Annotated in this window: 24 protein-coding genes and 1 riboswitch; of the genes, 13 read left to right on the top strand and 11 right to left on the bottom strand. The window is 70.4% G+C overall.

Features of this window, described 5'->3' with window-relative positions; genetic code table 11:
- Positions 1-203 precede the first annotated feature (203 nt).
- The 6 genes from ABZT93_RS13465 to ABZT93_RS13440 all read left to right on the top strand — a co-directional run bounded on the left by ABZT93_RS13465 (position 204) and on the right by ABZT93_RS13440 (position 6,946).
- Complete coding sequence (locus ABZT93_RS13465; RefSeq protein WP_356103259.1) at positions 204-419, top strand: hypothetical protein; 216 nt, start codon at positions 204-206, stop codon at positions 417-419.
- Between the two features lie 728 nt (positions 420-1,147).
- Entirely contained in the window at positions 1,148-2,254 is a 1,107-nt protein-coding gene (gene rlmN, locus ABZT93_RS13460; RefSeq protein ID WP_356103256.1) for a 23S rRNA (adenine(2503)-C(2))-methyltransferase RlmN, read from the top strand.
- Positions 2,255-2,276: 22 nt separating this feature from the next.
- Positions 2,277-2,384, top strand: a riboswitch (TPP riboswitch).
- Entirely contained in the window at positions 2,381-3,457 is a 1,077-nt protein-coding gene (locus tag ABZT93_RS13455) for a thiamine ABC transporter substrate-binding protein (RefSeq protein WP_356103253.1), read from the top strand. (Overlaps the previous riboswitch by 4 nt.)
- Positions 3,433-5,103, top strand: coding sequence for an iron ABC transporter permease (locus ABZT93_RS13450; RefSeq protein ID WP_356103250.1), 1,671 nt, complete (start codon positions 3,433-3,435; stop codon positions 5,101-5,103). The genes ABZT93_RS13455 and ABZT93_RS13450 overlap by 25 nt, the downstream gene beginning before the upstream one ends.
- Positions 5,104-6,129 (top strand): ABC transporter ATP-binding protein, encoded by a 1,026-nt coding sequence (locus tag ABZT93_RS13445; RefSeq protein WP_356103247.1) that lies wholly within the window; start codon positions 5,104-5,106, stop codon positions 6,127-6,129.
- Positions 6,130-6,154: 25 nt separating this feature from the next.
- A complete protein-coding gene (locus ABZT93_RS13440) occupies positions 6,155-6,946 on the top strand; it encodes a maleylpyruvate isomerase family mycothiol-dependent enzyme (RefSeq protein WP_356103244.1) in 792 nt (263 codons plus the stop codon).
- A 62-nt stretch (positions 6,947-7,008) separates the two neighbouring features.
- On the opposite strand, the gene ABZT93_RS13435 is transcribed toward ABZT93_RS13440, so the two are convergent.
- From ABZT93_RS13435 to ABZT93_RS13405, 7 genes are all read right to left on the bottom strand, one after another.
- Positions 7,009-7,701, bottom strand: a complete 693-nt coding sequence (locus tag ABZT93_RS13435; protein WP_356103241.1) for an LAETG motif-containing sortase-dependent surface protein — start codon at positions 7,699-7,701, stop codon at positions 7,009-7,011.
- A 147-nt stretch (positions 7,702-7,848) separates the two neighbouring features.
- Positions 7,849-8,970 carry a Rossmann fold nucleotide-binding protein gene (locus tag ABZT93_RS13430; RefSeq protein WP_356103238.1) on the bottom strand — a complete coding sequence of 374 codons (1,122 nt, stop codon included), beginning with the start codon at positions 8,968-8,970 and terminating at the stop codon, positions 7,849-7,851.
- A 37-nt stretch (positions 8,971-9,007) separates the two neighbouring features.
- A complete protein-coding gene (locus tag ABZT93_RS13425) occupies positions 9,008-9,427 on the bottom strand; it encodes a VOC family protein (RefSeq protein WP_356103235.1) in 420 nt (139 codons plus the stop codon).
- Positions 9,428-9,534: 107 nt separating this feature from the next.
- A complete protein-coding gene (locus tag ABZT93_RS13420) occupies positions 9,535-10,875 on the bottom strand; it encodes a hypothetical protein (RefSeq protein ID WP_356103233.1) in 1,341 nt (446 codons plus the stop codon).
- Entirely contained in the window at positions 10,857-11,597 is a 741-nt protein-coding gene (locus ABZT93_RS13415) for an ATP-binding cassette domain-containing protein (protein WP_356103231.1), read from the bottom strand. The genes ABZT93_RS13420 and ABZT93_RS13415 overlap by 19 nt, the downstream gene beginning before the upstream one ends.
- A 190-nt stretch (positions 11,598-11,787) precedes the next feature.
- The gene (locus tag ABZT93_RS13410) at positions 11,788-13,152 is read right to left on the bottom strand and encodes an aspartate aminotransferase family protein (protein WP_356103228.1); all 1,365 of its coding nucleotides are present in this window, start codon (positions 13,150-13,152) and stop codon (positions 11,788-11,790) included.
- 19 nt (positions 13,153-13,171) lie between these two features.
- A complete protein-coding gene (locus tag ABZT93_RS13405) occupies positions 13,172-13,702 on the bottom strand; it encodes an Lrp/AsnC family transcriptional regulator (protein ID WP_356103225.1) in 531 nt (176 codons plus the stop codon).
- 170 nt (positions 13,703-13,872) lie between these two features.
- On the opposite strand from ABZT93_RS13405, the gene ABZT93_RS13400 reads away from it, so the two are divergent.
- From ABZT93_RS13400 to ABZT93_RS13380, 5 genes are all read left to right on the top strand, one after another.
- Positions 13,873-15,312 (top strand): gamma-aminobutyraldehyde dehydrogenase, encoded by a 1,440-nt coding sequence (locus ABZT93_RS13400; protein ID WP_356103222.1) that lies wholly within the window; start codon positions 13,873-13,875, stop codon positions 15,310-15,312.
- A 223-nt stretch (positions 15,313-15,535) separates the two neighbouring features.
- On the top strand, positions 15,536-16,726 hold the full coding sequence (locus tag ABZT93_RS13395; protein ID WP_356103219.1) for a spermidine/putrescine ABC transporter substrate-binding protein: 1,191 nt from the start codon (positions 15,536-15,538) through the stop codon (positions 16,724-16,726).
- 111 nt (positions 16,727-16,837) lie between these two features.
- The gene (locus ABZT93_RS13390; RefSeq protein ID WP_356103216.1) at positions 16,838-17,053 is read left to right on the top strand and encodes a hypothetical protein; all 216 of its coding nucleotides are present in this window, start codon (positions 16,838-16,840) and stop codon (positions 17,051-17,053) included.
- 167 nt (positions 17,054-17,220) lie between these two features.
- A complete protein-coding gene (locus ABZT93_RS13385; RefSeq protein ID WP_356103213.1) occupies positions 17,221-17,646 on the top strand; it encodes an SRPBCC family protein in 426 nt (141 codons plus the stop codon).
- A 43-nt stretch (positions 17,647-17,689) separates the two neighbouring features.
- The gene (locus ABZT93_RS13380) at positions 17,690-18,205 is read left to right on the top strand and encodes a hypothetical protein (protein ID WP_356103211.1); all 516 of its coding nucleotides are present in this window, start codon (positions 17,690-17,692) and stop codon (positions 18,203-18,205) included.
- On the opposite strand, the gene ABZT93_RS13375 is transcribed toward ABZT93_RS13380, so the two are convergent.
- The gene (locus ABZT93_RS13375; RefSeq protein WP_356103208.1) at positions 18,198-19,361 is read right to left on the bottom strand and encodes a serine hydrolase domain-containing protein; all 1,164 of its coding nucleotides are present in this window, start codon (positions 19,359-19,361) and stop codon (positions 18,198-18,200) included. The two genes, ABZT93_RS13380 and ABZT93_RS13375, sit on opposite strands and share 8 nt — an antisense overlap.
- Positions 19,362-19,564: 203 nt before the next feature.
- On the opposite strand from ABZT93_RS13375, the gene ABZT93_RS13370 reads away from it, so the two are divergent.
- Complete coding sequence (locus tag ABZT93_RS13370; protein ID WP_356103206.1) at positions 19,565-21,250, top strand: sigma-70 family RNA polymerase sigma factor; 1,686 nt, start codon at positions 19,565-19,567, stop codon at positions 21,248-21,250.
- Here the strand turns inward: ABZT93_RS13370 and ABZT93_RS13365 are convergent.
- Positions 21,195-21,602, bottom strand: coding sequence for a helix-turn-helix domain-containing protein (locus tag ABZT93_RS13365; protein WP_356103203.1), 408 nt, complete (start codon positions 21,600-21,602; stop codon positions 21,195-21,197). The genes ABZT93_RS13370 and ABZT93_RS13365 overlap by 56 nt on opposite strands.
- An 82-nt stretch (positions 21,603-21,684) precedes the next feature.
- Here ABZT93_RS13365 and ABZT93_RS13360 point away from each other — a divergent pair, with 82 nt between their 5' ends.
- Positions 21,685-22,278, top strand: coding sequence for an NAD(P)-binding domain-containing protein (locus ABZT93_RS13360; protein WP_356103201.1), 594 nt, complete (start codon positions 21,685-21,687; stop codon positions 22,276-22,278).
- Here the strand turns inward: ABZT93_RS13360 and ABZT93_RS13355 are convergent.
- Entirely contained in the window at positions 22,263-22,970 is a 708-nt protein-coding gene (locus tag ABZT93_RS13355) for a glycerophosphodiester phosphodiesterase (protein WP_356103198.1), read from the bottom strand. The genes ABZT93_RS13360 and ABZT93_RS13355 overlap by 16 nt on opposite strands.
- A gap of 41 nt (positions 22,971-23,011) precedes the next feature.
- Positions 23,012-24,055, bottom strand: a complete 1,044-nt coding sequence (locus tag ABZT93_RS13350) for an adenosine deaminase (RefSeq protein ID WP_356103196.1) — start codon at positions 24,053-24,055, stop codon at positions 23,012-23,014.
- Positions 24,056-24,282 lie beyond the last annotated feature (227 nt).

The following is a 24,282-nucleotide window of genomic DNA, read 5'->3' as shown; positions in this document are numbered from 1 at the left end:
TGGTCGTTCCTCTCCTTCTGGGCCAATCAAACAGACGCCCCGTTCGACTGCTGACCGGATCGAGGACTCACGTACACAGGCAAAGCAAGTGCCGCATGAGTCCTCGTCACCTCGCCAGTCCCCGGCCGCCGCAGTCCACGCGACTGGCCCATGCGACACTCAGGCGCCCCTTTTTCGGGGGCGTACCTGACTCAGGAGTGCGCATGACTCCGCGCCTGAAGCGACTCGGCAACGGACTGATGACCTGCATAGCCGTCGTATGGTGCGGCCACCAGGCCTTGTACGGCGAGGGAGGGCTACGCATCGTGTCCATCGCCTTGTTGATCGTGGGCACGGTGACCGCCATTGGCGCGATCCTCGATCACGTCCTTCCTCGACCGAGGCGACGCCGATCGCCCGACAAGCGAGACGCGGCCTGAGGCTCCTGCAGCCACTCGTTCTCCAGGGTGACGCGTGCTGGAACGTCTTCGCCGACGAGATGGCCGTGACCGACGGGGCTACCACTCCCCCGAGGCCGGAGCCGGATCCCGACGACGTCTCATGGATCGATCCTCCGACTTGCCCCGGATGCGGTGCCTTCGTTCGCATCTACCCGACCACCTACGACCGATGGGTCAGTCTCGCCACGGTGGAGATGCCCGCCAAGGACGTCCCAGAGCCCTTCCGCGGGCGTCTGATGAAGCTGCCGGACCTATCCCGCGTCACGACCGAAATCGTGGCCGTACGGGTCCGTGCAATCGATCCCCTGCCCGGCGAGTCTGTCGTCCCGGCCCACCGCATGATGTGCGGCCCCGCCCGGCCAGAGTTGTAGATCACAGCAGGGAGCCGGCGCGTGCCCCCGGCGTGCCTGATCGGGTGGTGACAGGTCAGCGACTCGCCGGCTCAGACAGCATCCGCGTACGCGATCTTCCGAGCTGGTGATCATTCCTCGGACGCGGAGAAGTCTTCGCCGGCACCATGAGGCCCGAGATCTGCTCCGCGCAGGTGGACCATTACGGCAGCCAGTGTTGGCTCAGCCAGGGCATACGGCGCCTGCGGCCGGGCCGTCCCTGGGCCGTCCGGCGCCGACAGTCGGCACCCACAGGTGACCACCCCCACCCCGCTCCGGCCTGGGCTCCCGGTGATGATCTGCCACACTGGAAGGGTTATGCCTGCACCCGGAGAACTCACTTTCGTCGCCCCCCGCGGAGCCCAGAAGCCGCCGCGGCACCTCGCCGACCTCACGCCCGCCGAGCGCAAGGAGGTCGTGGCGGGGATCGGGGAGAAGCCGTTTCGTGCGAAGCAGCTCTCGCAGCACTACTTCGCGCGGTACGCGCACGACCCGGCGGAGTGGACGGACATCCCGGCCGGGGCGCGCGGCAAGCTCCAGGAGGCGTTGCTTCCCGAGCTCATGACCGTCGTACGGCATCTGTCGACCGACCAGGGGACCACGCGCAAGACGCTGTGGCGGCTGTTCGACGGGACGCTCGTGGAGTCGGTGCTGATGCGGTACCCGGACCGGGTGACCATGTGCATCAGTTCGCAGGCCGGGTGCGGGATGAACTGTCCCTTCTGCGCCACGGGGCAGGCGGGGCTGGACCGGAATCTGTCCACCGCCGAGATCGTCCATCAGATCGTGGACGGGATGCGGGCGCTGCGGGACGGGGAGGTGCCGGGCGGGCCCGCGCGGCTCTCCAACATCGTCTTCATGGGGATGGGCGAGCCGCTCGCCAACTACAAGCGGGTGACGCAGTCCATCCGCGCGCTCACCGATCCCGCTCCTGACGGGCTCGGGCTCTCGCAGCGGGGCATCACCGTGTCGACCGTCGGGCTCGTGCCGGCCATCCACCGGTTCTCCGACGAGGGCTTCAAGTGCCGGCTCGCGATCTCCCTGCACGCGCCCGACGACGAGCTGCGCGACACCCTCGTGCCCGTGAACACCCGGTGGAAGGTGCGCGAGGTCCTCGACGCCGGGTTCGAGTACGTGGAGAAGAGCGGGCGTCGGCTGTCGATCGAGTACGCCCTCATCCGGGACATCAACGACCAGGCTTGGCGGGGGGACCGGCTCGGGCGGCTGCTCAAGGGCAAGCCCGTGCACGTCAACCTCATCCCGCTGAACCCGACCCCCGGGTCCAAGTGGACCGCCTCGCGGCCCGAGGACGAGAAGGCGTTCGTCGAGGCCATCGCCGCCCATGGTGTGCCGGTGACGATCCGGGACACCCGTGGGCAGGAGATCGACGGGGCCTGTGGTCAGCTGGCGGCCACCGAGCGGTAATCTTTGCCTGTACGTACATCTTCATATCCGACAGGGGAGCGCCACAGCGCTGAGAGTGCGGCAATCGGGCCGCAGACCCTCTGAACCTCGCCCAGGTCATTCTGGGTAGGAAGTTCGGTCATCACCGTGAACAACAAGAAGTTTTTCGCTGCCGTCGTCGGCCTCGGCCTGGTCACGCTGTCCGCGTGCGGGTCGTCGTCCGACAAGGGCAGCAGCTCCGACTCCAAGACCGTCACCCTCGTCAGCCACGACTCCTGGGCCGTCTCCAAGAGCGTCCTCGCCGACTTCGAGAAGAAGTCCGGCTACAAGGTCAAGGTCCTGGAGGACGGCGACGCCGGGCAGGCCGTCAACAAGGCCATCCTGACCAAGGACAACCCGCAGGGCGACGTCTTCTTCGGCGTCGACAACACCCTGCTGTCCCGCGCGCTCGACAACGGGCTCTTCCAGTCGTACGAGGCGAAGGGCTCGGACCGGATCAAGGACGAGTACCGGGTCGACCAGGACAAGCACCGGGTCACCCCCATCGACACGGGCGACATCTGCGTCAACTACGACAAGGCCTGGTTCACCGAGCACAAGCTCCAGCCGCCGACGTCGTACGACGATCTGATCAAGCCCGCCTACAAGAACCTCCTCGTCACCGAGAACGCCTCCACCTCCTCGCCGGGCCTCGGCTTCCTTCTCGGGAGCGCCGCGAAGTACGGCGACGACGGCTGGCAGGGCTACTGGAAGAAGCTCAAGGCCAACGGCGTCAAGGTCGTCGACGGCTGGGAGCAGGCCTACAACGAGGAGTTCTCCGGGTCGGCCGGAGGCAAGAAGGCCAAGGCCGACCGGCCGCTCGTCGTGTCGTACGCCTCCTCGCCGCCCGCCGAGGTGATCTACGCCGACCCGAAGCCGAAGACCGCGCCCACCGGGGTCGCCGACGGCACCTGCTTCCGGCAGACCGAGTACGCCGGGCTGCTGAGCAACGCCAAGAACACCAAGGGCGGCAAGGCGTTCCTGGACTTCCTGCTCACCAAGGAGTTCCAGGACGACATGCCGCTCAACATGTTCGTGTATCCGGTCGTCGAGGGCGCCCAGGTGCCCGCCGAGTTCACGAAGTACGGTCCGCAGGCCAAGGATCCCGAGACCATGGACCCGGCGAAGATCGCCGACAACCGTGACGACTGGGTCAAGTCATGGACCTCGCTCGTACTGAAGTAAGGCCCCGCCAGGGCTTCAGGAACGCGGCGGCCCGGCTCGGGCTGGTGGCCGTGCCCGTCGCGTTCTTCGCGGTCTTCTTCGCCTATCCCGTCGCCGCGATCGTCACGCGCGGACTCAAGGCCGACGGGACCTGGCAGCTCGGCAGGATCACCGACGTCCTCGCCCAGCCGGACATCCGGCACGTCCTGTGGTTCACCACCTGGCAGGCGCTCGTCTCGACAGCGCTCACGCTCCTGGTCGCACTCCCCGGCGCGTATGTCTTCGCGCGCTTCGACTTCCCCGGCAAGCAGGTCCTGCGGGCCGTGGTCACCGTCCCCTTCGTGCTGCCGACCGTCGTCGTCGGCACGGCCTTCCTGGCGCTCGTCGGAAGGGGCGGCCTCACGGACGACCTGTGGGGCGTACGGCTGGACACCACCGTGTGGGCGATCCTGCTCGCGCACGTCTTCTTCAACTACGCGGTCGTCGTACGGACCGTCGGCGGACTGTGGGCCCAGCTGGATCCGCGTCAGGAGGAGGCCGCGCGGATGCTGGGCGCGTCCCGGCCGGCGGCCTGGCGGACCGTCACGCTGCCCGCGCTCGCGCCCGCCGTGGCCGCCGCCGCGCTGATGGTCTTCCTCTTCACCTTCACCTCCTTCGGTGTGGTGCAGATCCTCGGCGGGCCGACCTTCTCGACCCTCGAGGTGGAGATCTACCGGCAGACCTCCGAGATCTTCGACCTGTCCACGGCCGCCGTGCTGACGCTGATCCAGTTCGCCGCGGTGGGCGCGGTCCTCGCCCTGCACGCCTGGACCGTACGGCGCCGGGAGAGCGCGCTGCGGCTCGTGGACGCGTCCGTCACCGCCCGACGGCCGCGCGGCGCGGGGGAGTGGGGGCTGCTGGCCGGGGTCGTCGGCAGCGTCGCCGTACTCCTGGTACTGCCGCTCGCCGTGCTCGTCCAGCGGTCGCTCGGCGCCCCCGGCTTCGGCTATTACCGGGCGCTGACCCGCGACGACGGCGGGGTCTTCCTCGTCGCGCCGATCGAGGCGGTCGGGAACTCGCTGGAGTACGCCCTCGCCGCGACCGCCATCGCGGTGCTGGTCGGAGGACTCGCGGCGACCGCGCTGACACGGCGGGACGCGGGGCGGTTCGTGCGGGGCTTCGACGCGCTGCTGATGCTGCCGCTCGGGGTGTCCGCGGTGACCGTGGGCTTCGGGTTCCTGATCTCCCTCGACGAGCCGCCGCTGGACCTCAGGCAGTCGTGGATCCTGGTGCCGCTCGCGCAGGCGCTGGTCGGGGTGCCGTTCGTCGTCCGGACCATGCTGCCCGTGCTGCGGGCCGTCGACCACCGGCTGCGGGAGGCCGCGGCCGTGCTCGGGGCCTCGCCGTGGCGGGTGTGGCGGGAGGTCGATCTGCCCATGGTGCGGCGGGCGTTGCTGATCGCGGCGGGCTTCGCTTTCGCCGTGTCGCTGGGCGAGTTCGGGGCGACCGTGTTCATCGCGCGGCCCGACAACCCGACGCTGCCGGTCGCCGTGGCCCGGCTGCTCGGACGTGCCGGGGACCTCAACTACGGCCAGGCGATGGCTCTTTCGACGATCCTGATGGTGGTGTGCGCGGTGGCGCTGCTGGTCCTCGAACGGCTGCGGACCGACCGGACCGGGGAGTTCTAGATGCTGCTGAGCCTTCAGGACGCGACCGTACGGTTCGGTGGGCGAGCCGTGCTCGACGGGGTGGGCCTCGATGTCGCCGAGCACGAGATCGTGTGTGTGCTCGGCCCCAGCGGAAGCGGCAAGTCGACACTGCTGCGGGCGGTGGCCGGGCTCCAACCACTGGACCATGGGCGGGTGTTGCTCGACGGGTGCGACCAGGGCGCGGTGCCCGCGCACAAGCGCGGGGTCGGGCTGATGTTCCAGGACCACCAGTTGTTCCCGCAGCGGGACGTGGGTGCCAACGTGGCCTTCGGGCTGCGGATGCACGGGGCCGGAAAGGGTCGACAGGACGAGCGGGTACGGGAGTTGCTCGACCTCGTCGGCCTTCCGGGCGCCGGTCGCCGTGCCGTGGCCGCGCTCTCCGGCGGTGAGCAGCAGCGGGTCGCGCTGGCCCGGGCGCTCGCCCCGCGCCCCCGGCTGCTGATGCTCGACGAGCCGCTCGGGCAGCTGGACCGGTCACTGCGGGAGCGGCTGGTCGTCGAACTGCGTGAGCTGTTCGGTCGGTTGGGCACCACCGTGCTCGCGGTCACCCACGACCAGGGCGAGGCCTTCGCGCTCGCCGACCGGGTCGTGGTGATGCGGGACGGACGGATCGCCCAGTCCGGGACGCCTCTTGAGGTGTGGCAGCGTCCGGCGGACGAGTTCGTGGCCCGCTTCCTCGGCTTCCAGAACGTGGTCGAGGGGACGGTGGCTGGCGAGGTGGCGGACACGGCATGGGGCAAGGTGCCGGTGCCCTCGGGAGCCGCCCAGGGCATCCGGAGCGTGCTGGTGCGGCCCGCGGGAGTGCGGCTCGTGGCGGCCGACGAGGGGCTGCGCTGCACGGTCGCCGCGCGCACCTTCAAGGGCACGCATGTCGCCGTACAACTGCACCCCTCGGAAGGCGACGGGCCGCGGTTGGAGGCCGCGTGTGCGCTGCGCGCGGCTCCGGAGGTCGGGGATGCGGTCGGGGTGGAGTTCGACGCGGCGGAAATCGTGGTGCTGGGCTGACGGGGGCGGACCTACAGTGCGGGGCATGACACTGCTCCCGCACGACCGTTACTGCGACGAGATCGCCCACCAGGTCGGCCTGTTGAGGACCGTGGTGACCTCTGCGGCCGACCTGTCCGCCACCGTGCCGACCTGCCCGGAGTGGTCCCTGGAACGGCTGGTGCGACACACCGGGGGCGCCCTGCGCTGGGCGGAGTCGATGGTGCGGACGCGGGCGCGGGAGGAAGTGCCCGAGAGCCGGGTGCCCTCGGGGGAGGGGCCCCAAGGTGCGGCTGAGCTCGACGCGTGGCTCGCCGAGACCGGCGAGTTGCTTGTCGCCACCCTCCGGGAGGCCGGCCCGGACGCCGAGGTGTGGTCCTGGGCCGGGATCCCCACCTCGGGTTTCTGGGCCCGCCGGATGGCTCACGAACTCACGATTCACCGCGCCGACGCCGCGCTCACCGTCGGCCGGCCGTACGAGGTCGCTCCGGACATCGCCGCCGACGCGATCGACGAGTGGCTCCAGATAGTGGAGTTCGTGCAGCGGGCCATGCCCCACGACGAGGCGACGCAGTTGAGGGGGCCGGGGCGCCGCAGCATCCATCTGCACGCCACCGACGGGACTGCCGAGCTCAATGCCGACTGGGTGGTAGAGCTCACCGAGGACGTCATCGCCTGGCGCCGTGGACACGAGAAGGCGACCGTCGTGCTGCGCGGCCCGCTGACCGCCGTCCTGCTCGCCTTCTACCGTCGGCTGCCCCTGGACAGCCCGGAGCTGGAGGTGCTGGGGGAGCGGGAGTTGCTGGAGTTCTGGCTGGAGCGGGCCACGTTCGGGTGATGTCGTGGCTGTGGCCCGCCCCCACACCGGGGACGGGCCACAACGGTCGTTCAGGTACGGCGTCAGCGGCTGCCGGCGCCACGACGGCGCAGGCCGAAGAACACCGCGCCGCCGCCGAGGGCGACCAGGGCGATGGCGATCCCGGCGATCATGCCGGTGTTGGAGTTCGCACCGGTCTCGGCGAGGTTGGAATCACCGGCCGCGGGCGACGGGGCGTTGCTCTCGACGGTCGCCGGAGCGGTGGTGCCCTCCGAAGCCGACGGGGTCGGGGTCGGGGACTCCTCGGCCGGGGTGCTGGCGGAGTCCGACGGGGTGGGCGTGGGCGTCGGGGTCGGCGTGTCCTCGGTCTTGCAGGCGGTTGCCGGGGTGATCAGGTTGGGCTTGATGTCCTCGCCCTTGATGTAGGGCAGGGCTTCCACGTGGATGCGGTACTCCGCGTTGGGCGCCCAGTCCTCCTCGAAGGTGATGGTGGTGCCCTCCTTGGAGCCCTTCACCGTCTGCTCGCCGACCTTCTTCGCGTCGGCGCCGTTGCTCTGCAGGTACACGGAGACGGTCGCCTCGACGCCGCTCTTGTCCACGTCGGTGACGGTGATGACGCCCTGGGTGCCGTCACACTTCGCTTCGGCGGAGAACTCCTTGATGTTGCAGGCAAGGGCGTTGCCGGAGGTGCCGAGCACGATCGCGGTCGTGGCGGCGGCGACGCCGAGGAAGCGCGCGGCGCGGGAGGTGCGGCGGGATATGGGCGTAAATGCCACGTCTGTCCTTCACGGGGTGCGCAAATGCGGGGGGTTGAAGGGATGGTGATGTGTCATCACCATCCCCAGGAGTCTCACAGGTCTATAAGCGCTACATAAGAAGTGTCAACGTGTAGGCGCCTTACAATCGTTGGCTTTACTTTCTTATTACACAGTGAGACGTTTCAGCGCCGCCGGAGCGTGCTCGATCCGGTCAACCAGGGCGATTCGGGCCTCCATCGACCGCTCCCGCGCGAGCGCCTGGAGCAGCGGCCAGGTGGGCAGCTTCTCCGTCCAGTGGACGCGGTTCACGAGCACCATCGGCGTGGGTTCGCCGCGCGACTCGTAGTAGTTGGGCGTCGCGTTGTCGAAGATCTCCTGGACGGTGCCCGCGGCCCCCGGCAGGAAGACAACGCCCGCGTTCGAGCGGGCCAGCAGGCCGTCCTCGCGGGTGGCGTTGGCGAAGTACTTGGCTATGTGCGAGGCGAAGGCGTTCGGCGGCTCGTGCCCGTAGAACCAGGTCGGGATGCCGACGGACTGGCCGCCCCGGGGCCATCGGGACCGGATCTCGAAGGCGGCGCGCGCCCAGTCGCTGATCGACGGTGTGAACGACGGTGCCTTGGCGAGGAGTTCGCACGCCTCGTCGAGCATGGTGTCCTCGAAGGGGGCCGCGTAGGCGCCGAGGTTGGCCGCCTCCATCGCGCCCGGGCCGCCACCGGTGGCCACGGTGAACCCGGCGCGGGTCAGTTCGCGGCCGAGGCGGGCGGCACCGGCGTAGGCCTCCGTGCCGCGGGCCATCGCGTGGCCGCCCATCACCCCCACGACCCCTGCGCCGCGCAGGAGTTCGTCGAGGGCGTCGGAGACGGCGTCGTCGTGGACGGAGCGGAGCATCGACGCGTATATGTCGCCGTCGGCCTTGGTGCGCTGGAACCAGGCGTAGGCGAGCGCGTCGGGGGTGTGCTCGTAGCCCTTCTCCAGTCCGTCGAACAACTCGTCCGGGGAGTAGAGCAGTCCGCGGTACGGGTCGAACGGCAGGTCGGGGACGGGCGGGAAGACCAGGGCGCCGTCGCCGCGGAGCTTCTCCGCGGCGCTCTCGCGCATCGGGCAGCCGAGAAAGACGGCGCCCGCGGTGTCGGTGGCCAGCAACTCCCTTGTCCGGTCGGTCAGATCGACGGACTGGACCCGGAATCCGGCGAGGGTGCCACGGGCCGGTACGACCGCGTCGAACTCCTCCAGCGTCTCGATCTCACGGTCGTCGTGGTGTGCCGCGTGGGCGGGGCTCGTCTGCACCCGCCCATGCTCGCACGCCGAGTTGCGGCCCCGGGGATCAGCCCTGGATCGCCGCCGGGTCCATCCAGACGACCTCCCAGCCGTGGCCGTCGAGGTCGTTGAAGGAACGGCCGTACATAAAACCCTGGTCCTGGACGTCGTCGTTGGCCGTGCCGCCCGCGGCGACCGCCTTCTCGACCAGCTCGTCCACCTTGTCGCGGCTCTCGGCGCTCAGACAGAGCAGCACCTGGCTGGTCTTCGTCGCGTCCGCGATCTCCTTCTTGGTGAAGGTCGCGTAGAACGGCTTCGTGAGCAGCATCGCGACGATGGTCTCGCTGATCACGACGGAGGCCGCCTTGTCGTCGCTGAACTGTTCGTTGAGTGTGTAGCCGAGCTCCGTGTAGAACTTCTTCGAGGCGTCGAGGTCGTTCACGGGCAGGTTGACGAAGATCATCTGCTGGTAGGCCGGTGCGGTCATCGGAGTCTCTCCCATCGGGTGCGTGCTGTTCGGTGGGTAGACGGCCGGGCTCGGCGGAACTCATCGGCGGCCCGTGATTTTTTTTCGTACGGGTTTTTGCACGGCGTTCAGGAGGCCAGGGGCAGGGCCGCCAGCTCGGCCACGACCAGGGTGAGCGGGCCGAAGAGGGCGAAGAGGGCGCCGGCGCGGAGGGCCGCTGCGCTGCGGAGCATGGTCGCGGGGGCGCCCAGGCGCAGCAGCGCGGCCGTGGTGTCCGACCTCGCGTGCTTCGCCTCCACCGCCGCCGTCAGCAGCGTGGCGAGGGCGCAGCTCGTCACGAGGAGCACACCGAGGGCGGTGAGGGGGCCCATGTCGGGGCCCGCGGGGTCGTACAGGGTGGCCATGGCGTAGGCGCCGGAGGCCACCGCGCAGACGATGCCCAGGGGACGGCCGATACGACCGGCTTCCGCCATGAGGACGCGTCCGGCGAGGAGGCGCAGGGCGCCGGGCTGGGTGGACTGCAGGAGACGACCGCAGAGGTGGGTGAGTCCGGGTCCGGCGACGGCCAGTCCCACGGCGGTGAGGAGCCAGCCGACGAGGACGGACGGGGTGCCCGCGAGGCCGCTGGGGAGGGGGGCGGCGGGGGCGGTGCCGTGGCGGTTGGCGTAGGCCTCGACCGCCAGGCCCGCGGCGAGTACCGCGATGCCCCAGGGAAGGCCCTTCGGGGGGTCCTGCGGGACAGGGGGGAGGACGCTGCCCTGGCCGGGGTCCAAGGGCTGGTTCTCGTCGGCGGCAGCGGGAGCGGGGGCGGCGTCGTCCTCAGGGGCTGCGGGCCCACCCGTGCTCTGACGTGCGCGGAAACGGCCGTACGCCCCGAACGGCTCCCTTGCCGTCGCCCTGCCGTACGCCCCGAAGCGGCCGAACGACCGTGCCTGCCTCCTCGCCGACGCCGGCCTGTCGTCGCGTGGCCGCAGGACGAAGCCCACCGTCACCGACGCGATCGCCGGGACCAGGCCCAGCAGGGTCAGGGCCGCCGGCAACGGCAGGGGGGCGTCCGCCGCCAGGAAGTCCGCCGCCGCTCCGTCGAAAGGCATGCCCGTCAGGTCGCCCCGCAGATGGAGGAAGACGAGCAGCGCCAGCATCGAGCCGAGAGTGCAGGACAGGGCTGTCGTCGTGGCCGTGACGGCCATCAGGCGGGCCGGGCCGAGGCCGATCGCCGCGAGACCGGGACGAGGTCGGGTGCCCGGATCGGTGCGGGCGACCGCCAGGGCGAGATGGACCGTGGCCGCCAGCGGAGTCAGGCACCACGCCAGTCGAAGGACCGCGCCCGACGGGTCCTCGGGGTGGCTGATCGCGTGGCCGAGGGTGCACAGGAGGAGGAAGCCCGTGCCCGCCGAGGCGAGCGCCACCAGGAGGCGGCGCAGCTGTACGGCGGGACGGGCGCCCCGGGTCAGACGGAGAGCGAGCACGCGGTACGGCCCTCCGAGTCGGCCATCGGGGGCAGGTGCACGGTGTTCACCCGGCGTCCGTCCAGGAGGGTGACCGTGCGGTCCGCCAGGGCTGCGGTGTCGGGGTCGTGCGTCGCCAGGACCACGGTGATGCCGTGGGAGCGGGCGGCCGTCGTGAGCGTGCGCAGGACGTGCGCGCGGTCCGCCCGGTGCAGGGGAGCCGTCGGTTCGTCCGCGAACAGGACCGAGGGGGCCGGGGCCAGAGCGCGGGCGACGCAGACACGCTGGCGTTCGGACTGGCTCAGCTCGTGCGGGCGGCAGCGGGTCCGGTCGCCGATGTCGAGGCGCTCCAGCCACTCCAGCGCGGACGTCCTGGCGCGTCGGCGACCGGTGCCGCGCAACATGAGGGGGAGGGCGGCGTTCTCCCAGGCGTTGAGCTCCGGGACGAGCACCGGGGCCGGGTCGATCCAGCCGAAGCGGTCACGGCGCAGGCGCTCACGGGACAGCGGGCCCATGGTGTGCACGGGCACGCTGTTGAACCAGACCTCGCCGCGCTGGGCCGGGGTGAGCCCCGACAGACATCTGAGCAGGGCGGTCTTGCCGCTGCCGCGCGGCCCGGTGACGGCGAGGATCTCGCCCTCGCGCACACCCAGGGAGACACCCTGGAGCGCCGGTGAGCCGTCGCGGTGGGTGAAGTGCAGGGAGCGTGCCCAGAGCACATCGTTGTCCGGCGGGGCCTCCATGGGCGTACACCTCGTTCTGGTCCGTTGTGCCTTGCAATCCCCCGAGCGGGGGAACGAAAGCAGGGCCGATCGGTTACCAGGCACGCTAAGGAGGCGGGGGCGGGACGCCGTACAGCACACGGCCCGGGGTGCGCGCCTGTCACTCGGACGGGCGCACTCCGGGCCGGATGAGCCGCTGAATCGCCGGGGGCTAGAGCTTGGTCCAGGCCTCGGTGAGGGTCGCGCGCAGGATCTGCTCGATCTCGTCGAAGGTCCCCTGGTCGGAGATCAGCGGCGGGGCGAGCTGGACGACCGGGTCACCGCGGTCGTCGGCACGGCAGTACAGGCCGTTGTCGTACAGCGCCTTGGAGAGGAAGCCGTACAGGACGCGCTCGGTCTCCTCGTCGTTGAAGGACTCCTTGGTCACCTTGTCCTTGACCAGCTCGATGCCGTAGAAGAAGCCGTTGCCGCGGACGTCGCCGACGATCGGCAGGTCGTGCAGCTTCTCCAGGGTCGAGCGGAACGCGCCCTCGTTGTCCAGGACGTGCTGGTTGAGGTTCTCGCGCTCGAACAGGTCGAGGTTGGCGAGGCCCACCGCGGCCGACACGGGGTGGCCGCCGAAGGTGTAGCCGTGCAGGAAGACGTTGTCCTCCTTGTAGAACGGCTCCGCCAGGCGGTCGGAGATGATGCAGGCGCCGATCGGGGAGTAGCCCGAGGTCATGCCCTTGGCGCAGGTGATCATGTCCGGGACGTAGTCGAACTTGTCGCAGGCGAACATGGTGCCGAGGCGGCCGAAGGCGCAGATGACCTCGTCGGAGACCAGCAGCACGTCGTACTGGTCGCAGATCTCGCGCACGCGCTGGAAGTAGCCGGGCGGGGGCGGGAAGCAGCCGCCCGCGTTCTGGACCGGCTCCAGGAAGACCGCGGCGACCGTGTCCGGGCCCTCGAACAGGATCTGCTGCTCGATCTGGTCGGCGGCCCAGCGGCCGTAGGCCTCGGGGTCGTCGCCGTGGATCGGGGCGCGGTAGATGTTGGTGTTCGGGACCTTGTGGGCGCCCGGGACCAGCGGCTCGAAGGGGGCCTTGAGGGCCGGCAGGCCGGTGATGGACAGGGCGCCCTGCGGGGTGCCGTGGTAGGCGACCGCGCGGGAGATGACCTTGTACTTGGTCGGCTTGCCGGTGAGCTTGAAGTACTGCTTGGCGAGCTTCCAGGCGGTCTCGACCGCCTCACCGCCACCGGTGGTGAAGAAGACCTTGTTCAGGTCGCCGGGCGCGTGCTGCGCGAGGCGCTCCGCGAGTTCGACGGCCTTCGGGTGGGCGTAGGACCACACCGGGAAGAACGCGAGCTCCTGGGCCTGCTTGAAGGCGGCCTCGGCGAGCTCGACGCGGCCGTGGCCGGCCTGGACCACGAACAGGCCCGCGAGACCGTCGAGGTAGCGCTTGCCCTTGTCGTCGTAGATGTAGGTGCCCTCGCCCCGGACGATGGTCGGGACCGGGGAGTTCTCGTACGAGGACATGCGGGTGAAGTGCATCCACAGGTGGTCGTACGCGGTGCGGCTGAGGTCCTTGGAGCTCACGGTTATCGGGTCCTCACGGTTATCGGGTTCCCCACATGTAGGTCTGCTTCTTGAGCTTCAGATAGACGAAGCTCTCGGTGGAGCGCACTCCGGGGATGGCCCGGATGCGGCGGTTGATGACCTCGAGGAGGTGGTCGTCGTCCTCGCAGACGATCTCCACCATCAGGTCGAAGGAGCCGGCCGTCATCACCACGTACTCGCACTCGGACATGGCGGTCAGCGCGTCGGCCACGGACTCGACATCGCCCTCGACATGAATGCCGACCATCGCCTGACGCCGGAAGCCCACGGTGAGCGGGTCCGTGACGGCGACGATCTGCATCACGCCCTGGTCGAGCAGCTTCTGGACGCGCTGGCGCACGGCCGCCTCGGACAGGCCCACGGCCTTGCCGATCGCGGCGTACGGACGGCGGCCGTCCTCCTGGAGCTGTTCGATGATGGCGAGGGAGACGGCGTCCAGGTTCGGGCTGCTGCCGTTCCTGGACTCGCTCCTGGACTCGCGGGAGTCCCTGGGGTCTGCGCTTCGACTGGCCACGAGCTCACTGTGCACGACGTCTCGTCGGTTTCGCAAGGTCGGGGCGATGAAATTCGTTGTTTACGTGACTGAGACCTGCGGATTTCGCAGCCTTGGCGGGATCGGGGGTGTTGAAAACGTGGGCCTGGCGATTAGGGTGGGTGTCTCAGTCAGTGGACAGTTCCAAACCCTCCAGGAGGCCGGCAGTGAGCACCGAGCTGCGTCGTCTGCGCAACTACATCGACGGTGAGTTCCGGGACGCCGCCGACGGGCGGACCACCGAGGTGGTCAACCCCGCGACCGGTGAGGCCTACGCGACCGCCCCGCTGTCCGGACAGGCCGACGTGGACGCGGCGATGGCCGCCGCTGCCGCCGCCTTCCCGGTCTGGCGCGACAAGACCCCCGCCGAGCGTCAGAAGGCCCTGCTGAAGATCGCGGACGCCTTCGAGGACCGGGCCGAGGAGCTCATCGCGGCCGAGGTGGAGAACACCGGCAAGCCGATCGGGCTGACGCGGGACGAGGAGATCCCGCCCATGATCGACCAGATCCGCTTCTTCGCCGGTGCGGCAAGGATGCTGGAGGGGCGTTCCGCGGGCGAGTACATGGAGGGCCTGACCTCCATCGTGCGGCGCGAGCCGGTCGGGGTCTGCGCGCAGGTCGCGCCGTGGAATTACCCGATGATGATGGCCGTGTGGAAGTTCGCGCCGGCGATCGCGGCGGGCAACACGGTGGTGCTGAAGCCGTCGGACACGACGCCCGCGTCGACCGTCCTGATCGCCGAGATCATCGGCGGGATCCTGCCGAAGGGTGTCTTCAACGTCATCACCGGTGACCGCGACACCGGCCGGCTGATGGTCGAGCACCCGACGCCGGCGATGGCGTCCATCACCGGGTCGGTGCGGGCCGGTATGTCGGTCGCCGAGTCCGCGTCCAGGGACCTGAAGCGGGTGCACCTGGAGCTGGGCGGCAAGGCCCCGGTCGTCGTCTTCGAGGACACCGACATCGCGAAGGCCGTCGAGGACATCTCGGTGGCGGGCTTCTTCAACGCCGGGCAGGACTGTACGGCGGCCACGCGCGTACTGGTGCAGTCCTCGATCCACGACGAGTTCGTCGCGGCGCTGGCGAAGGCCGCCGCCGACACGAAGACCGGGCAGCCGGACGACGAGGACGTGCTCTTCGGTCCCCTGAACAACCCGAACCAGCTCAAGCAGGTCTCCGGGTTCATCGAGCGGCTGCCCGCGCACGCCAAGGTCGAGGCGGGCGGTCACCAGGTCGGTGAGAAGGGGTACTTCTACGCCCCGACCGTCGTGTCCGGGCTCAAGCAGGACGACGAGATCATCCAGAACGAGGTCTTCGGACCGGTCATCACCGTGCAGTCCTTCTCCGACGAGGAGCAGGCCGTGTCCTGGGCCAATGGCGTCGAGTACGCCCTCGCGTCCTCGGTGTGGACCAAGGACCACGGCCGCGCGATGCGGATGTCCAAGAAGCTGGACTTCGGCTGCGTGTGGATCAACACGCACATCCCGCTGGTCGCCGAGATGCCGCACGGCGGGTTCAAGAAGTCGGGGTACGGCAAGGACCTCTCGGGTTACGGCTTCGAGGACTACACGCGGATCAAGCACGTCATGACGTCGCTGGACGCGTAGTTTTCCTGGTCGCGGATGCGGTTGCGACCGCGACCGCGACCGCGGGGCGTGGGGGCTGGTCGCGCAGTTCCCGCGCCCCTGGGGTGAGTTGGGGCGCCGGCGTCGAGAGGCCGCGGACCGGTCCCGGTGACCGGTCCCCGCTCGACAGGGTGTCCGCCGTGCCCCGCTCCGCTCGACGCTGCGTCGATTGTCGGCGTGCGGCCCGGGGCGGCATGCTGCGGCAATGCCCCTCACTCCGAAGACGTCCCCGCTCTCCCGCAGGACCCTGTTGCGCGCGCTCGGCGGCGGGGCGGTGCTGGGCGGTCTCGCCGGGTGCGGGGTGCCCGCCGCCTACGTGGCCGCCGGTGACCGGGCCGTCGCCGATCGCTCCGCCACCGACAAACGGCTGACGTGGGCGAACTGGCCGCTCTACATCGACACGGACGACGACGACCCGACGCGGCGGCCGACCCTGGACGCCTTCGAGAAGCGGACCGGGATATCCGTCGACTACGTCGAGGAGATCAACGACAACGACGAGTTCTTCGGCAAGATCAGCCCCGCGCTGATGAACCACCAGCGGACCGGTCGCGACCTCGTCGTCATGAGCGACTGGATGTGCGCGCGGTTCGTACGGCTCGGCTGGGTCCAGGAGATGGACCGCGCGAACCAGCCGAACGTCACCGAGCACCTGGACCCGCTACTGCGTTCACCGGCCTTCGACCCGGGCCGCGAGTACACCGTGCCGTGGCAGTCGGGGATCACCGGGATCGCGTACGACCGCAGGAAGCTGGGCCGCGAGATCCGGCATGTGAAGGATCTCTGGGCGAGCGACCTCAAGGGCCGCGTCACCCTGCTCTCCGGACTCGACGAGGCCTTCGCGCTGCTGATGCAGGGCAACGGCGTCGACGTCACCCGGTGGACGGCGCACGACTTCGACGAGGTCTGCGACCAGGTCGAGAGGAACGTCAGGAACGGCCAGATCCGCCGCTTCACCGGCAACGACTACACCAAGGACCTCGTGACCGGGGATGTCCTGGCCTGTCAGGCCTACTCCGGGGACGTGATCCAGCTCCAGGCCGACAACCCGGACATCCGCTTCGTCGTCCCCGAGGAGGGCGCGGAGCTCTGGTCGGACTCCCTGATGATCCCCGACCGCGCCTCGCACAAGACCAACGCGGAGCGCCTGATCGACTACTACTACGCCCCCGAGGTGGCCGCCGAACTCGCCGCCTGGGTCAACTACGTCTGTCCTGTCCCCGCCGCCCGGGACGTCCTGGCCGCGTCGAAGGACGCGGACACCGCGGCCCTCGCCGAGAACCCTTTGATCTTCCCGGACGCGGAGATGCGCGAGCGGCTGGTGATCGCGCGGGACATCACGTCGACGGAGCGGGTGGAGTACGCGAAGCGGTGGAACGTGATCGTGGGGTTGTGAACGCCGGTCGGCGGGGTGCGTGCACAAGCGGCTCGTTCTGAGGCGCTCCAGCTCGCGTGAGCCCGTACGGGCGCCGGTACGAGGACACGGACCAGCGCAAAGGATGTGACGATGAGCAGGTTCGGTAGGGCGGCGTACGGTTCGGACTCCGCCATCCGCAGAAACGGGCTGCTGACCTACGCGATCTCCGTCGTGATGCTGGTCGCCGGCATCATGATGATCGTCAACGGCATTCCGAAGTGCTGGATCTGCGTCGGGCTGGCCGTGCTCTACACCGGCTTCGTCTTCGTCGCGATGCGGGTCAAGGACCGCAGGGACGCGGGGTGAGTGGCTTCACCGCTCGTGGGGCGGCCGCTTCCGTGCTCCCCGGCCGGGACCCGTGCGACGCGGTGTCCCGGCCGTCGGCATTGCCGTGTGCGCCGCCCCGACGGGGGTATCCGCTTCGCACCGCACCCGTCGGGCCGGCCCCGGCCAATCGGAAGGAGAGGTACCGCATGTCCGCGTCCCTTGTGGAAACCGTCGACATCGAGGCTCCCGTCGCTGTCGCCTGGGCACTGTGGAGCGATGTGACCCGGTGGCCGAACTTTCTGAGCCACGTACGCCTGGTGGAGCGGCTGGACGAGCGCCGCTTCGCCTGGCAGCTCCAACTGCCCGGCGCCGACAAGAACTTCGTCGCCGAGCTCACCGAGGTCGTGCCGGAGGAACGCATCGCCTGGCGCACCGTGGAGGGGGTCCACCACGCGGGCGTGGTCACCTTTCACCGGCTCAGCGACACCACGAGCCGGGTGACGTTGCAGATCGAGTACGACCCCAAGGGGTTCATCGAGCACCTCGGCGCCCTGACCAACCTGGACTCGGCGCTGGCCAACTACGACCTCGGCGAGTTCCAGAAGCTGGCGGAGACGGCCGCCGCCTCCTGACCCACCTTTTGAACATGTTCAATTCCGGGCGTACGCTGCTGCCATGAGCGACAGAGCCGCCCAACTCAGGGGCATCCGCGCATGGCTGGTCTTCTTCGTCGTCTGCCTGGTGCTCAGCGGTGCCACGGCCTTCCCGCTGGTCCACGAACTGCGCTGGACCGAGGAGGTGCTGCGGCACCTTCCCACGCCGGACGCCCTGACGGAGTGGATCACGCGCGTCCGGCGCGGGCTCGACACCGCCGACTCCGACTACCCCTTCCTCCTCTACGGCACGGACTGGCTGGCCTTCGCCCATCTGGTCATCGCGGTCGCCTTCTACGGCCCCTACCGTGATCCGGTCCGCAACATCTGGGTCGTCGAGTTCGGGATGATCGCCTGCGCCGGAATCGTCCCGCTCGCCCTGATCTGCGGGCCCGTCCGGGGCATCCCGTTCTGGTGGACCGTGATCGACATGGCCTTCGGGGTGTTCGGCGTGCTCCCGCTGTACGTCGTACGGAAGAAGATCAAGCGGCTGGAGGCGCTTGCGCCGCCGAACCTCCAAGCGCTGCCCGCTACTTGAGCGCGGCCGTGATGATCCGGACGATGACCGGGTTCGCGTCCTCGCTCTTGGCGTCGGTGGAGTTGACCGAGTACACGACCGTGCGGCTCAGGTCGCGGGTGGCGGCGACAGCCGAGTTGTAGCCGTACCGGCCACCGGACTTGACCCAGTAGACCTTCCCGTCGGACTCGAAGCGCTGGAGGCCGCCCGCGCTGTAACTGGCGCCGGTGACGCCCGGCGGGACCGAGAACACCTCCCGCAGCTGTGGCCGCGGGACGATCCGGCCCCGGAAGAGGCCGGTGAGCAGCCGCTCCAGGTCCGCGGTCGTGGAGATCATGTCCCCGGCCGCGAACCGGTCCGCCTGGTTCCACTCCGTGACGTCCACGAACTCGGTCGTCCCGTCGGCCCTCCGCACCGCCTGGTAGCCCCGGTTGTGCGGACCGAGGATGCGCGGGTCGGTGCCCGGGAAGTACGTGTCTCGCATCCCGGCCGGAGTGAGCACCAGCCGGGCGGCCTCGGAGGCGTACGAGCGTCCGGTCACCCTCTCGATCAGCAGGCCGAGGAACGTGTAGTTGATGTTGAGGTAGTGCTGCTGCGACCCCGGGCGGAACTCCGGCTTCTTGGCACCCGCGGACGCGGCGACCCGCTGCGGGGTGAGCGTGTCGAAGCGGTGGGCGTACACCTCCTCGAAGGTGGTGCCCAGACCGTCGCCCGCCGGGATGCCGCTGGTGTGATCGAGCAGCCGCCGCACGGCAACCGGCCGGAACCGCTTGCCGAGGAGGCCGGGCAGGTAGTGCTGGACCGGGGTGTCCAGGTCGATCCGCCCCTCGTGCGCCAGCCGCAGCACGGTCGCCGCCGTGACCACCTTCGTCGTCGAACCGGCCCGGAACCGCGCGTCCGGATCGGCGGGCCGCCCGCTCTCCAGATCGCGCACACCCGAGCTGCCGCGCCAGCGGCCGTCGGTGCCGCCGACCCGGACCAGGGCCGCGGTGGCGTTCGCGTCGGGGAGCCCCGCGATCGCCGCGCGCAGTGCCCCGGCGTCCGGCGCGCAGGTGCTGTGCACGGTTGCGGACGTGGTCGCGGTCGCGGTCGCAGAAGCGGACGCGGTCGGCAGGCCGGTGGTCAGGGGCACGGCGAGGGCACCGGCGAGAAGGCTTCTGCGACGAATGTCACGCATGGGTCGGCTCCTGGGGATGTGGGATGTGTGTGATCATCCTGCGGGGCTACCGAGGTGGCGGGATCGTCGGCGAGAAGGGTCCGACCCCTGGCGGAACCCCGAGCAACTCCAGCTGCATTTAAGGGAGTTGTAGGGGGAGGCCCCCTAGGGGCGAAAAAGTGTTATCGCGGAGCCCTTCACTCCGTCTCCACGCACGCACATGTATGAAGGGGGCACCGGCCGGAAAGGACGACGTGGACACGCGGCAGTGGCGCGACACCATCGCGGCGGCGCAGGACGGCGACCGGCGGGCGCTGGACGAGCTCGTCGAGGGCTGGCTGCCGCTGGTGTACAACATCGTGGGCCGCGCCCTGAACGGTCACGCCGACGTCGACGACGTCGTCCAGGAGACCATGCTGCGGGCCGTCGACAACCTCGGCAGTCTCCGCGACCCGGACAGCTTCCGGTCCTGGCTGGTCGCCATCGCCATGCGCCAGATACGCGACCGGGCCCGCCGCAGGACCGCCGCCCCGCTGGACGAGTCGGCCGCGCGTGAGGCTGCCGACTTCGCCGAACTGACCGTCTTGCGACTTCAGTTGGAGGGGCAGCGGCGCGAGGTCGCGGAGGCCGTGCGCTGGCTCGACGACGAGGACCGGGAACTGCTGTCGCTGTGGTGGCTGGAGGTCGCGGGCGAACTCTCCCGGCGTGACCTGGCCGCCGCCGTCGGCATCAGCCGGCAGCACGCCGCCGTGCGCGTCCAGCGGATGAAGGAGCGCCTGGAGACCTCCCGCGGCATCGTCCGCGCCCTCGACGGCGCCTGCCCCGACCTGCGCGAACTGGCCGCCCGCTGGAACGGTCGCCCCGACTCGGTCTGGCGCAAGCGCCTCGCCCGGCACATCCGCGGCTGCGGTTACTGCGGAGACCCCCGCGAGTCCGTCGTACCGGCGGAGCGGCTGCTCGTCGGGATCGCGCTGGTGCCCGTCCCGGTCGGGTTCACCCTCTCACTGGCCCTCGGCGGCAAGACGGCCGCGGCCGCCACCGCCACGGTCGCGTCCGCCGGCTGGTCCGCCAAGGTGCTGGGCGCGCTCACCCAGCCCGTCGTCGCGGTCACCGCCGGGGCGACGATCGTCGCGGGCGGCGCGTACGTCGTCACGCAGGCCCCGGACACCCCGCCGCCGCGCGTGGCGGTCTCGCCCACGGCGGCGAGCACGCATCGGCCGCCGCCCGTGGTGCACACCCCGTCGCCGTCCCCTTCGCCGTCGGTGACACCCACGAAGACCCTTCTCTACGGCAGCGTCGTCGACGCCGTCGACCGGGCACCGGACCCCGACACCCCGCCCGGCGCCCTGCCGCACCGGCCCGAGACCGGCATCACCAGCACCGGCGGCGCGCACGCCGTCATGAACCACCGCGGGGACGGCGTCACCCTCACCGGCAAGGGCTATGTCCTCGTCCGCTGGCAGATCTCGCCCCAGTACCGGGCCGGCAGCCTGGTCATGCCGGCCTGGACCGGCCTCAGGGGCGAGCTCTTCCACGTCGCCTCGGGCGGCGGCCGCCGGATGGACGACTCCGTCAGCGCCACGGACAGCACCGCCACCGGCATGGGCAACTCCACCGTCGGCTTCACCGTCCTCCCCCCCGGCACCCAGCAGATGTGGCAGAACGAGTACTTCTACCTCGACGGCAGCGTCACCCTCACGGTCAACGAACGCGGTGCCGACTACGGCCTCAGCGTCTTCCCGTCCAGCTGGGACGCGACGGAGAAGGACATCACCACCGGGCCCGACCAGGGCGCCAAGCGCTACGGCCTGGTCCGCGACACCGGCAGGGACGACACGCCTGTGCCGCAGTACGTCACCCGGTCGACTCCGGCCGATCCGGCGACGGTTGCTCAGCGGTCCCGGGTGTAGCGCCGCCGTAGCGCTCCTGGGCGTCCATCACCTCGTCCCCGTGATCGTGCGCCCAGGCACCGAACGCCTCGATCGGGGCGATCAACGTCCGCCCCAGGGCGGTCAGTTCGTACTCGACGCGGGGCGGGGAGCCGCCGTAGGCCCGACGTGCCACGAGCCCGTTGCACTCCAGTCTGCGCAGCGTCTCCGTCAGCACCTTCTGGCTGATCCCGCCGATGCGCGCCCGGAGTTCACCCGGGCGTCCGGGGCCGTCCTTGAGGGCCCAGATCACCACCGGGTTCCAGGTGTGGGAGACGAGGTCGAAGGCGAGGCGGGTGCGGCAGTCGGCGAGGAAGGCGAGGTCGGCGGTCACGTACCGAATGGTGCCCGAGCGGCTTCCTAAGGTCGTGCCTGATCCGGAGAGACCGAGGCTCCGGCGCACGGGAGGAGACGTCATGCGGGTGGGAATCATCGGCCGGGGCGGCATGGCGGACGCGCTGGGTACGCAGTGGCGGCGGGCCGGGCACGAGGTGGTCACCGGCAGCCGCTCGGGCGGGCTGCGCGAGGCGGCGGAGTTCGGGACGGACGCGGTGCTGCTGGCGGTGCCGTACCAGGCGGTCGTCGAGGTCGTCGGTGGGCTCGGGGACGCCTTGCGCGGCAGGGTGCTGATCGACTGCACCAATCCCGTGGGACCAGATTTCGGTCTGCTCACCTCGGGTGGGCCCTCGGCCGCCGAACGCATCGCCGCCGCCGCGCCTTCGGCGCACGTCGTGAAGGCCTTCAACCTCTGCCATGTCGACGTCTGGCGGCTCACCCCGCCCGTCTTCGACGGCCGCCCCCTCGCGGTACCGCTGTGCGGGGACGACGAGGGGGCCCTGACCGTCGTACGACGACTCGTCCGCGACCTGGGCTGCGAGCCGCTCAACGGCGGGGGACTGGACCGGGCGGGCCTGGTCGAGGCGACCGCGGCGCTGCTGATCCGGCTGTGGGTGGGGGAGGGGGCGGACGCGCAGGCGATCTCGCCGCCGCGGGCCTACTCGGGGGTCTGACTCCCGTCCGCGTGCGCCCTCAGCGCGCAGAGCACGTCCACCCGGTTCGTCGTGATCGAGTCGACGCCCGCGGCGGCGAGGCGGCGCATCGAGCGGCGGGTGTCGGGCGTCCACACGGAGATCAGGTAGCCGTCGGTGTGGATCCGCTCGGCGAGGTCCCGGTCCATCAGGCCGAAGCGGTAGTTGAGCCAGCGGGGCTGCACCGCGTTCAGCAGGGCGGGGCGCGGGGGCGCGAGGCTTGTCCAGGTCAGGGCGATCTCCGCGGACGGGTCGGCCTCGCGGACCGCGAGCATGGCGGTGGCGTCGGCGCAGTAGTAGACGCGGTCCCGGGCCCCGCACTCGCGGACCACGTCGACCACGCGACGGGCGACCCGTACCTCTCTCGTGCCGGGCAGATCGAGCATCAGGCGGTGACCGTCGGTGGCTTCGAGGGCCTCCGCGAGCGTCGGCACCTTGCCGTCCGTCAGCCCCCGCACCTCGTCCGCCGACAGGGACAGCAGGGGGCGGTCGTGGTCCCACAGCCGCTTCAGCGTCTCGTCGTGGAGCAGCACCGGTACGCCGTCCCTGGTGAGCCGTACGTCGACCTCCACCGCGTCCGCGCCCCGGTCGAGCGCGGACCGCAGGGAGTCGATCGTGTTCTCACGGACGCGGTAGGGGTCGCCGCGGTGTGCCACGGCCGTCAGCTTCTGCATGCGCCCATTGTGCTGGGATCAGTGGGCCGCTCGTGGCGGGGTCACGGCGCGAGCCAGGCTGCCGTGTAGGTGTCGATCTCTTCCTTGATCCTGGTCTTGCCGGGCTCGTCGAGGAACGACGCGTCGACCGCGTTCTTCGCGAGTCGGGCCAGGCCCTGCTCGTCGAGGTCCAGGAGCTTCGCCGCCACCGCGTACTCGCTGTTCAGGTCCGTGCCGAACATCGGGGGGTCGTCGGAGTTGATCGTGACGACGACCCCCGCCCGCACGAACTCCTTTATGGGGTGCTCGTCGAGGGTGCGGACGGCTCGGGTGGCGATGTTGGAGGTGGGGCACACCTCCAGCGGGATGCGGTGTTCGGCGAGGTGGGTGAGGAGCGCCGGGTCCTGGAAGGAGCTCGTGCCGTGGCCGATGCGCTCGGCGCGCAGGTGGGTGAGGGCGTCCCACACCGTCTCCGGGCCGGTCGTCTCGCCGGCGTGCGGGACCGAGTGCAGGCCGGCGGCGATCGCCCTGTCGAAGTACGGCTTGAACTGGGGGCGGGGGACGCCGATCTCGGGGCCGCCGAGACCGAAGCTCACGAGGCCCTCCGGGCGGAGGCGGTCGTCGGTGGCGAGGCGGGTCGTCTCCTCGGCGGCCTCCAGGCCGGCCTCGCCGGGGATGTCGAAGCACCAGCGCAGCAGCGTGCCGAACTCCGACTCCGCCGCCTTGCGGGCGTCCTCGATCGCCTCCATGAACGCGCGCTCGTCGATGCCGCGGCGGGTCGAGGAGAACGGGGTGATGGTGAGTTCGGCGTAGCGGACCTGCTGGCGGGCGAGCTCCCGTGCGACCTCGTAGGTGAGGAGCCGCACGTCCTCGGGGGTGCGGATCAGGTCCACGACGCTGAGGTACACGTCGATGAAGTGGGCGAAGTCCGTGAAGGTGAAGTAGTCGACGAGCGCCTCGGGGTCCGTGGGGACCTTGGAGTCGGGGTGGCGGGCGGCCAGTTCGGACACGATGCGCGGGGAGGCCGAGCCGACGTGGTGGACGTGGAGTTCGGCCTTGGGCAGCTCGGCGATGAAGGCGTGCAGGTGGTCGGGCGTCGTCGTCATGGGGCCTCCCCTTGCTGGGCGCCTGGCACGGTGGGTGGTGTGCGGCGCGGTGATCGGCTGATCGATGCGGAACATGTTAGGCGGGTGGGGTTGTCGGTCGTCTGCGGGCCGGTGGGGGCTGGTCGCGCGGTTCCCCGCGCCCCTGAGGCCTGCGGCGGCCTGCGCGGGGCGCGTGAGGTGCGGTGGGTGGGCCGACCGTCGGGTGGCGGACGGTCCGTCCTGGCGCA

The sequence above is a fragment of the Streptomyces sp. NPDC005303 genome (assembly GCF_040607335.1).
Lineage (GTDB): Bacteria > Actinomycetota > Actinomycetes > Streptomycetales > Streptomycetaceae > Streptomyces.
The sequence above is the reverse complement of the archived record's forward strand: the minus strand, read 5'-3'. Positions and strand labels throughout refer to the sequence as shown.

Bases quoted from the DNA above. Each gene is read 5' to 3' on its own strand.
- ABZT93_RS13370 (WP_356103206.1), top strand. From the start codon at position 19,565: ATGAAGGGGGCACCGGCCGGAAAGGACGACGTGGACACGCGGCAGTGG.
- ABZT93_RS13450 (WP_356103250.1), top strand. From the start codon at position 3,433: ATGGACCTCGCTCGTACTGAAGTAAGGCCCCGCCAGGGCTTCAGGAAC.
- ABZT93_RS13385 (WP_356103213.1), top strand. From the start codon at position 17,221: ATGTCCGCGTCCCTTGTGGAAACCGTCGACATCGAGGCTCCCGTCGCT.
- rlmN (WP_356103256.1), top strand. From the start codon at position 1,148: ATGCCTGCACCCGGAGAACTCACTTTCGTCGCCCCCCGCGGAGCCCAG.
- ABZT93_RS13425 (WP_356103235.1), bottom strand. From the start codon at position 9,427: ATGACCGCACCGGCCTACCAGCAGATGATCTTCGTCAACCTGCCCGTG.
- ABZT93_RS13355 (WP_356103198.1), bottom strand. From the start codon at position 22,970: ATGCAGAAGCTGACGGCCGTGGCACACCGCGGCGACCCCTACCGCGTC.
- ABZT93_RS13375 (WP_356103208.1), bottom strand. From the start codon at position 19,361: ATGCGTGACATTCGTCGCAGAAGCCTTCTCGCCGGTGCCCTCGCCGTG.
- ABZT93_RS13465 (WP_356103259.1), top strand. From the start codon at position 204: ATGACTCCGCGCCTGAAGCGACTCGGCAACGGACTGATGACCTGCATA.
- ABZT93_RS13380 (WP_356103211.1), top strand. From the start codon at position 17,690: ATGAGCGACAGAGCCGCCCAACTCAGGGGCATCCGCGCATGGCTGGTC.
- ABZT93_RS13350 (WP_356103196.1), bottom strand. From the start codon at position 24,055: ATGACGACGACGCCCGACCACCTGCACGCCTTCATCGCCGAGCTGCCC.
- ABZT93_RS13360 (WP_356103201.1), top strand. From the start codon at position 21,685: ATGCGGGTGGGAATCATCGGCCGGGGCGGCATGGCGGACGCGCTGGGT.
- ABZT93_RS13445 (WP_356103247.1), top strand. From the start codon at position 5,104: ATGCTGCTGAGCCTTCAGGACGCGACCGTACGGTTCGGTGGGCGAGCC.
- ABZT93_RS13390 (WP_356103216.1), top strand. From the start codon at position 16,838: ATGAGCAGGTTCGGTAGGGCGGCGTACGGTTCGGACTCCGCCATCCGC.
- ABZT93_RS13415 (WP_356103231.1), bottom strand. From the start codon at position 11,597: ATGGAGGCCCCGCCGGACAACGATGTGCTCTGGGCACGCTCCCTGCAC.
- ABZT93_RS13395 (WP_356103219.1), top strand. From the start codon at position 15,536: ATGCCCCTCACTCCGAAGACGTCCCCGCTCTCCCGCAGGACCCTGTTG.
- ABZT93_RS13440 (WP_356103244.1), top strand. From the start codon at position 6,155: ATGACACTGCTCCCGCACGACCGTTACTGCGACGAGATCGCCCACCAG.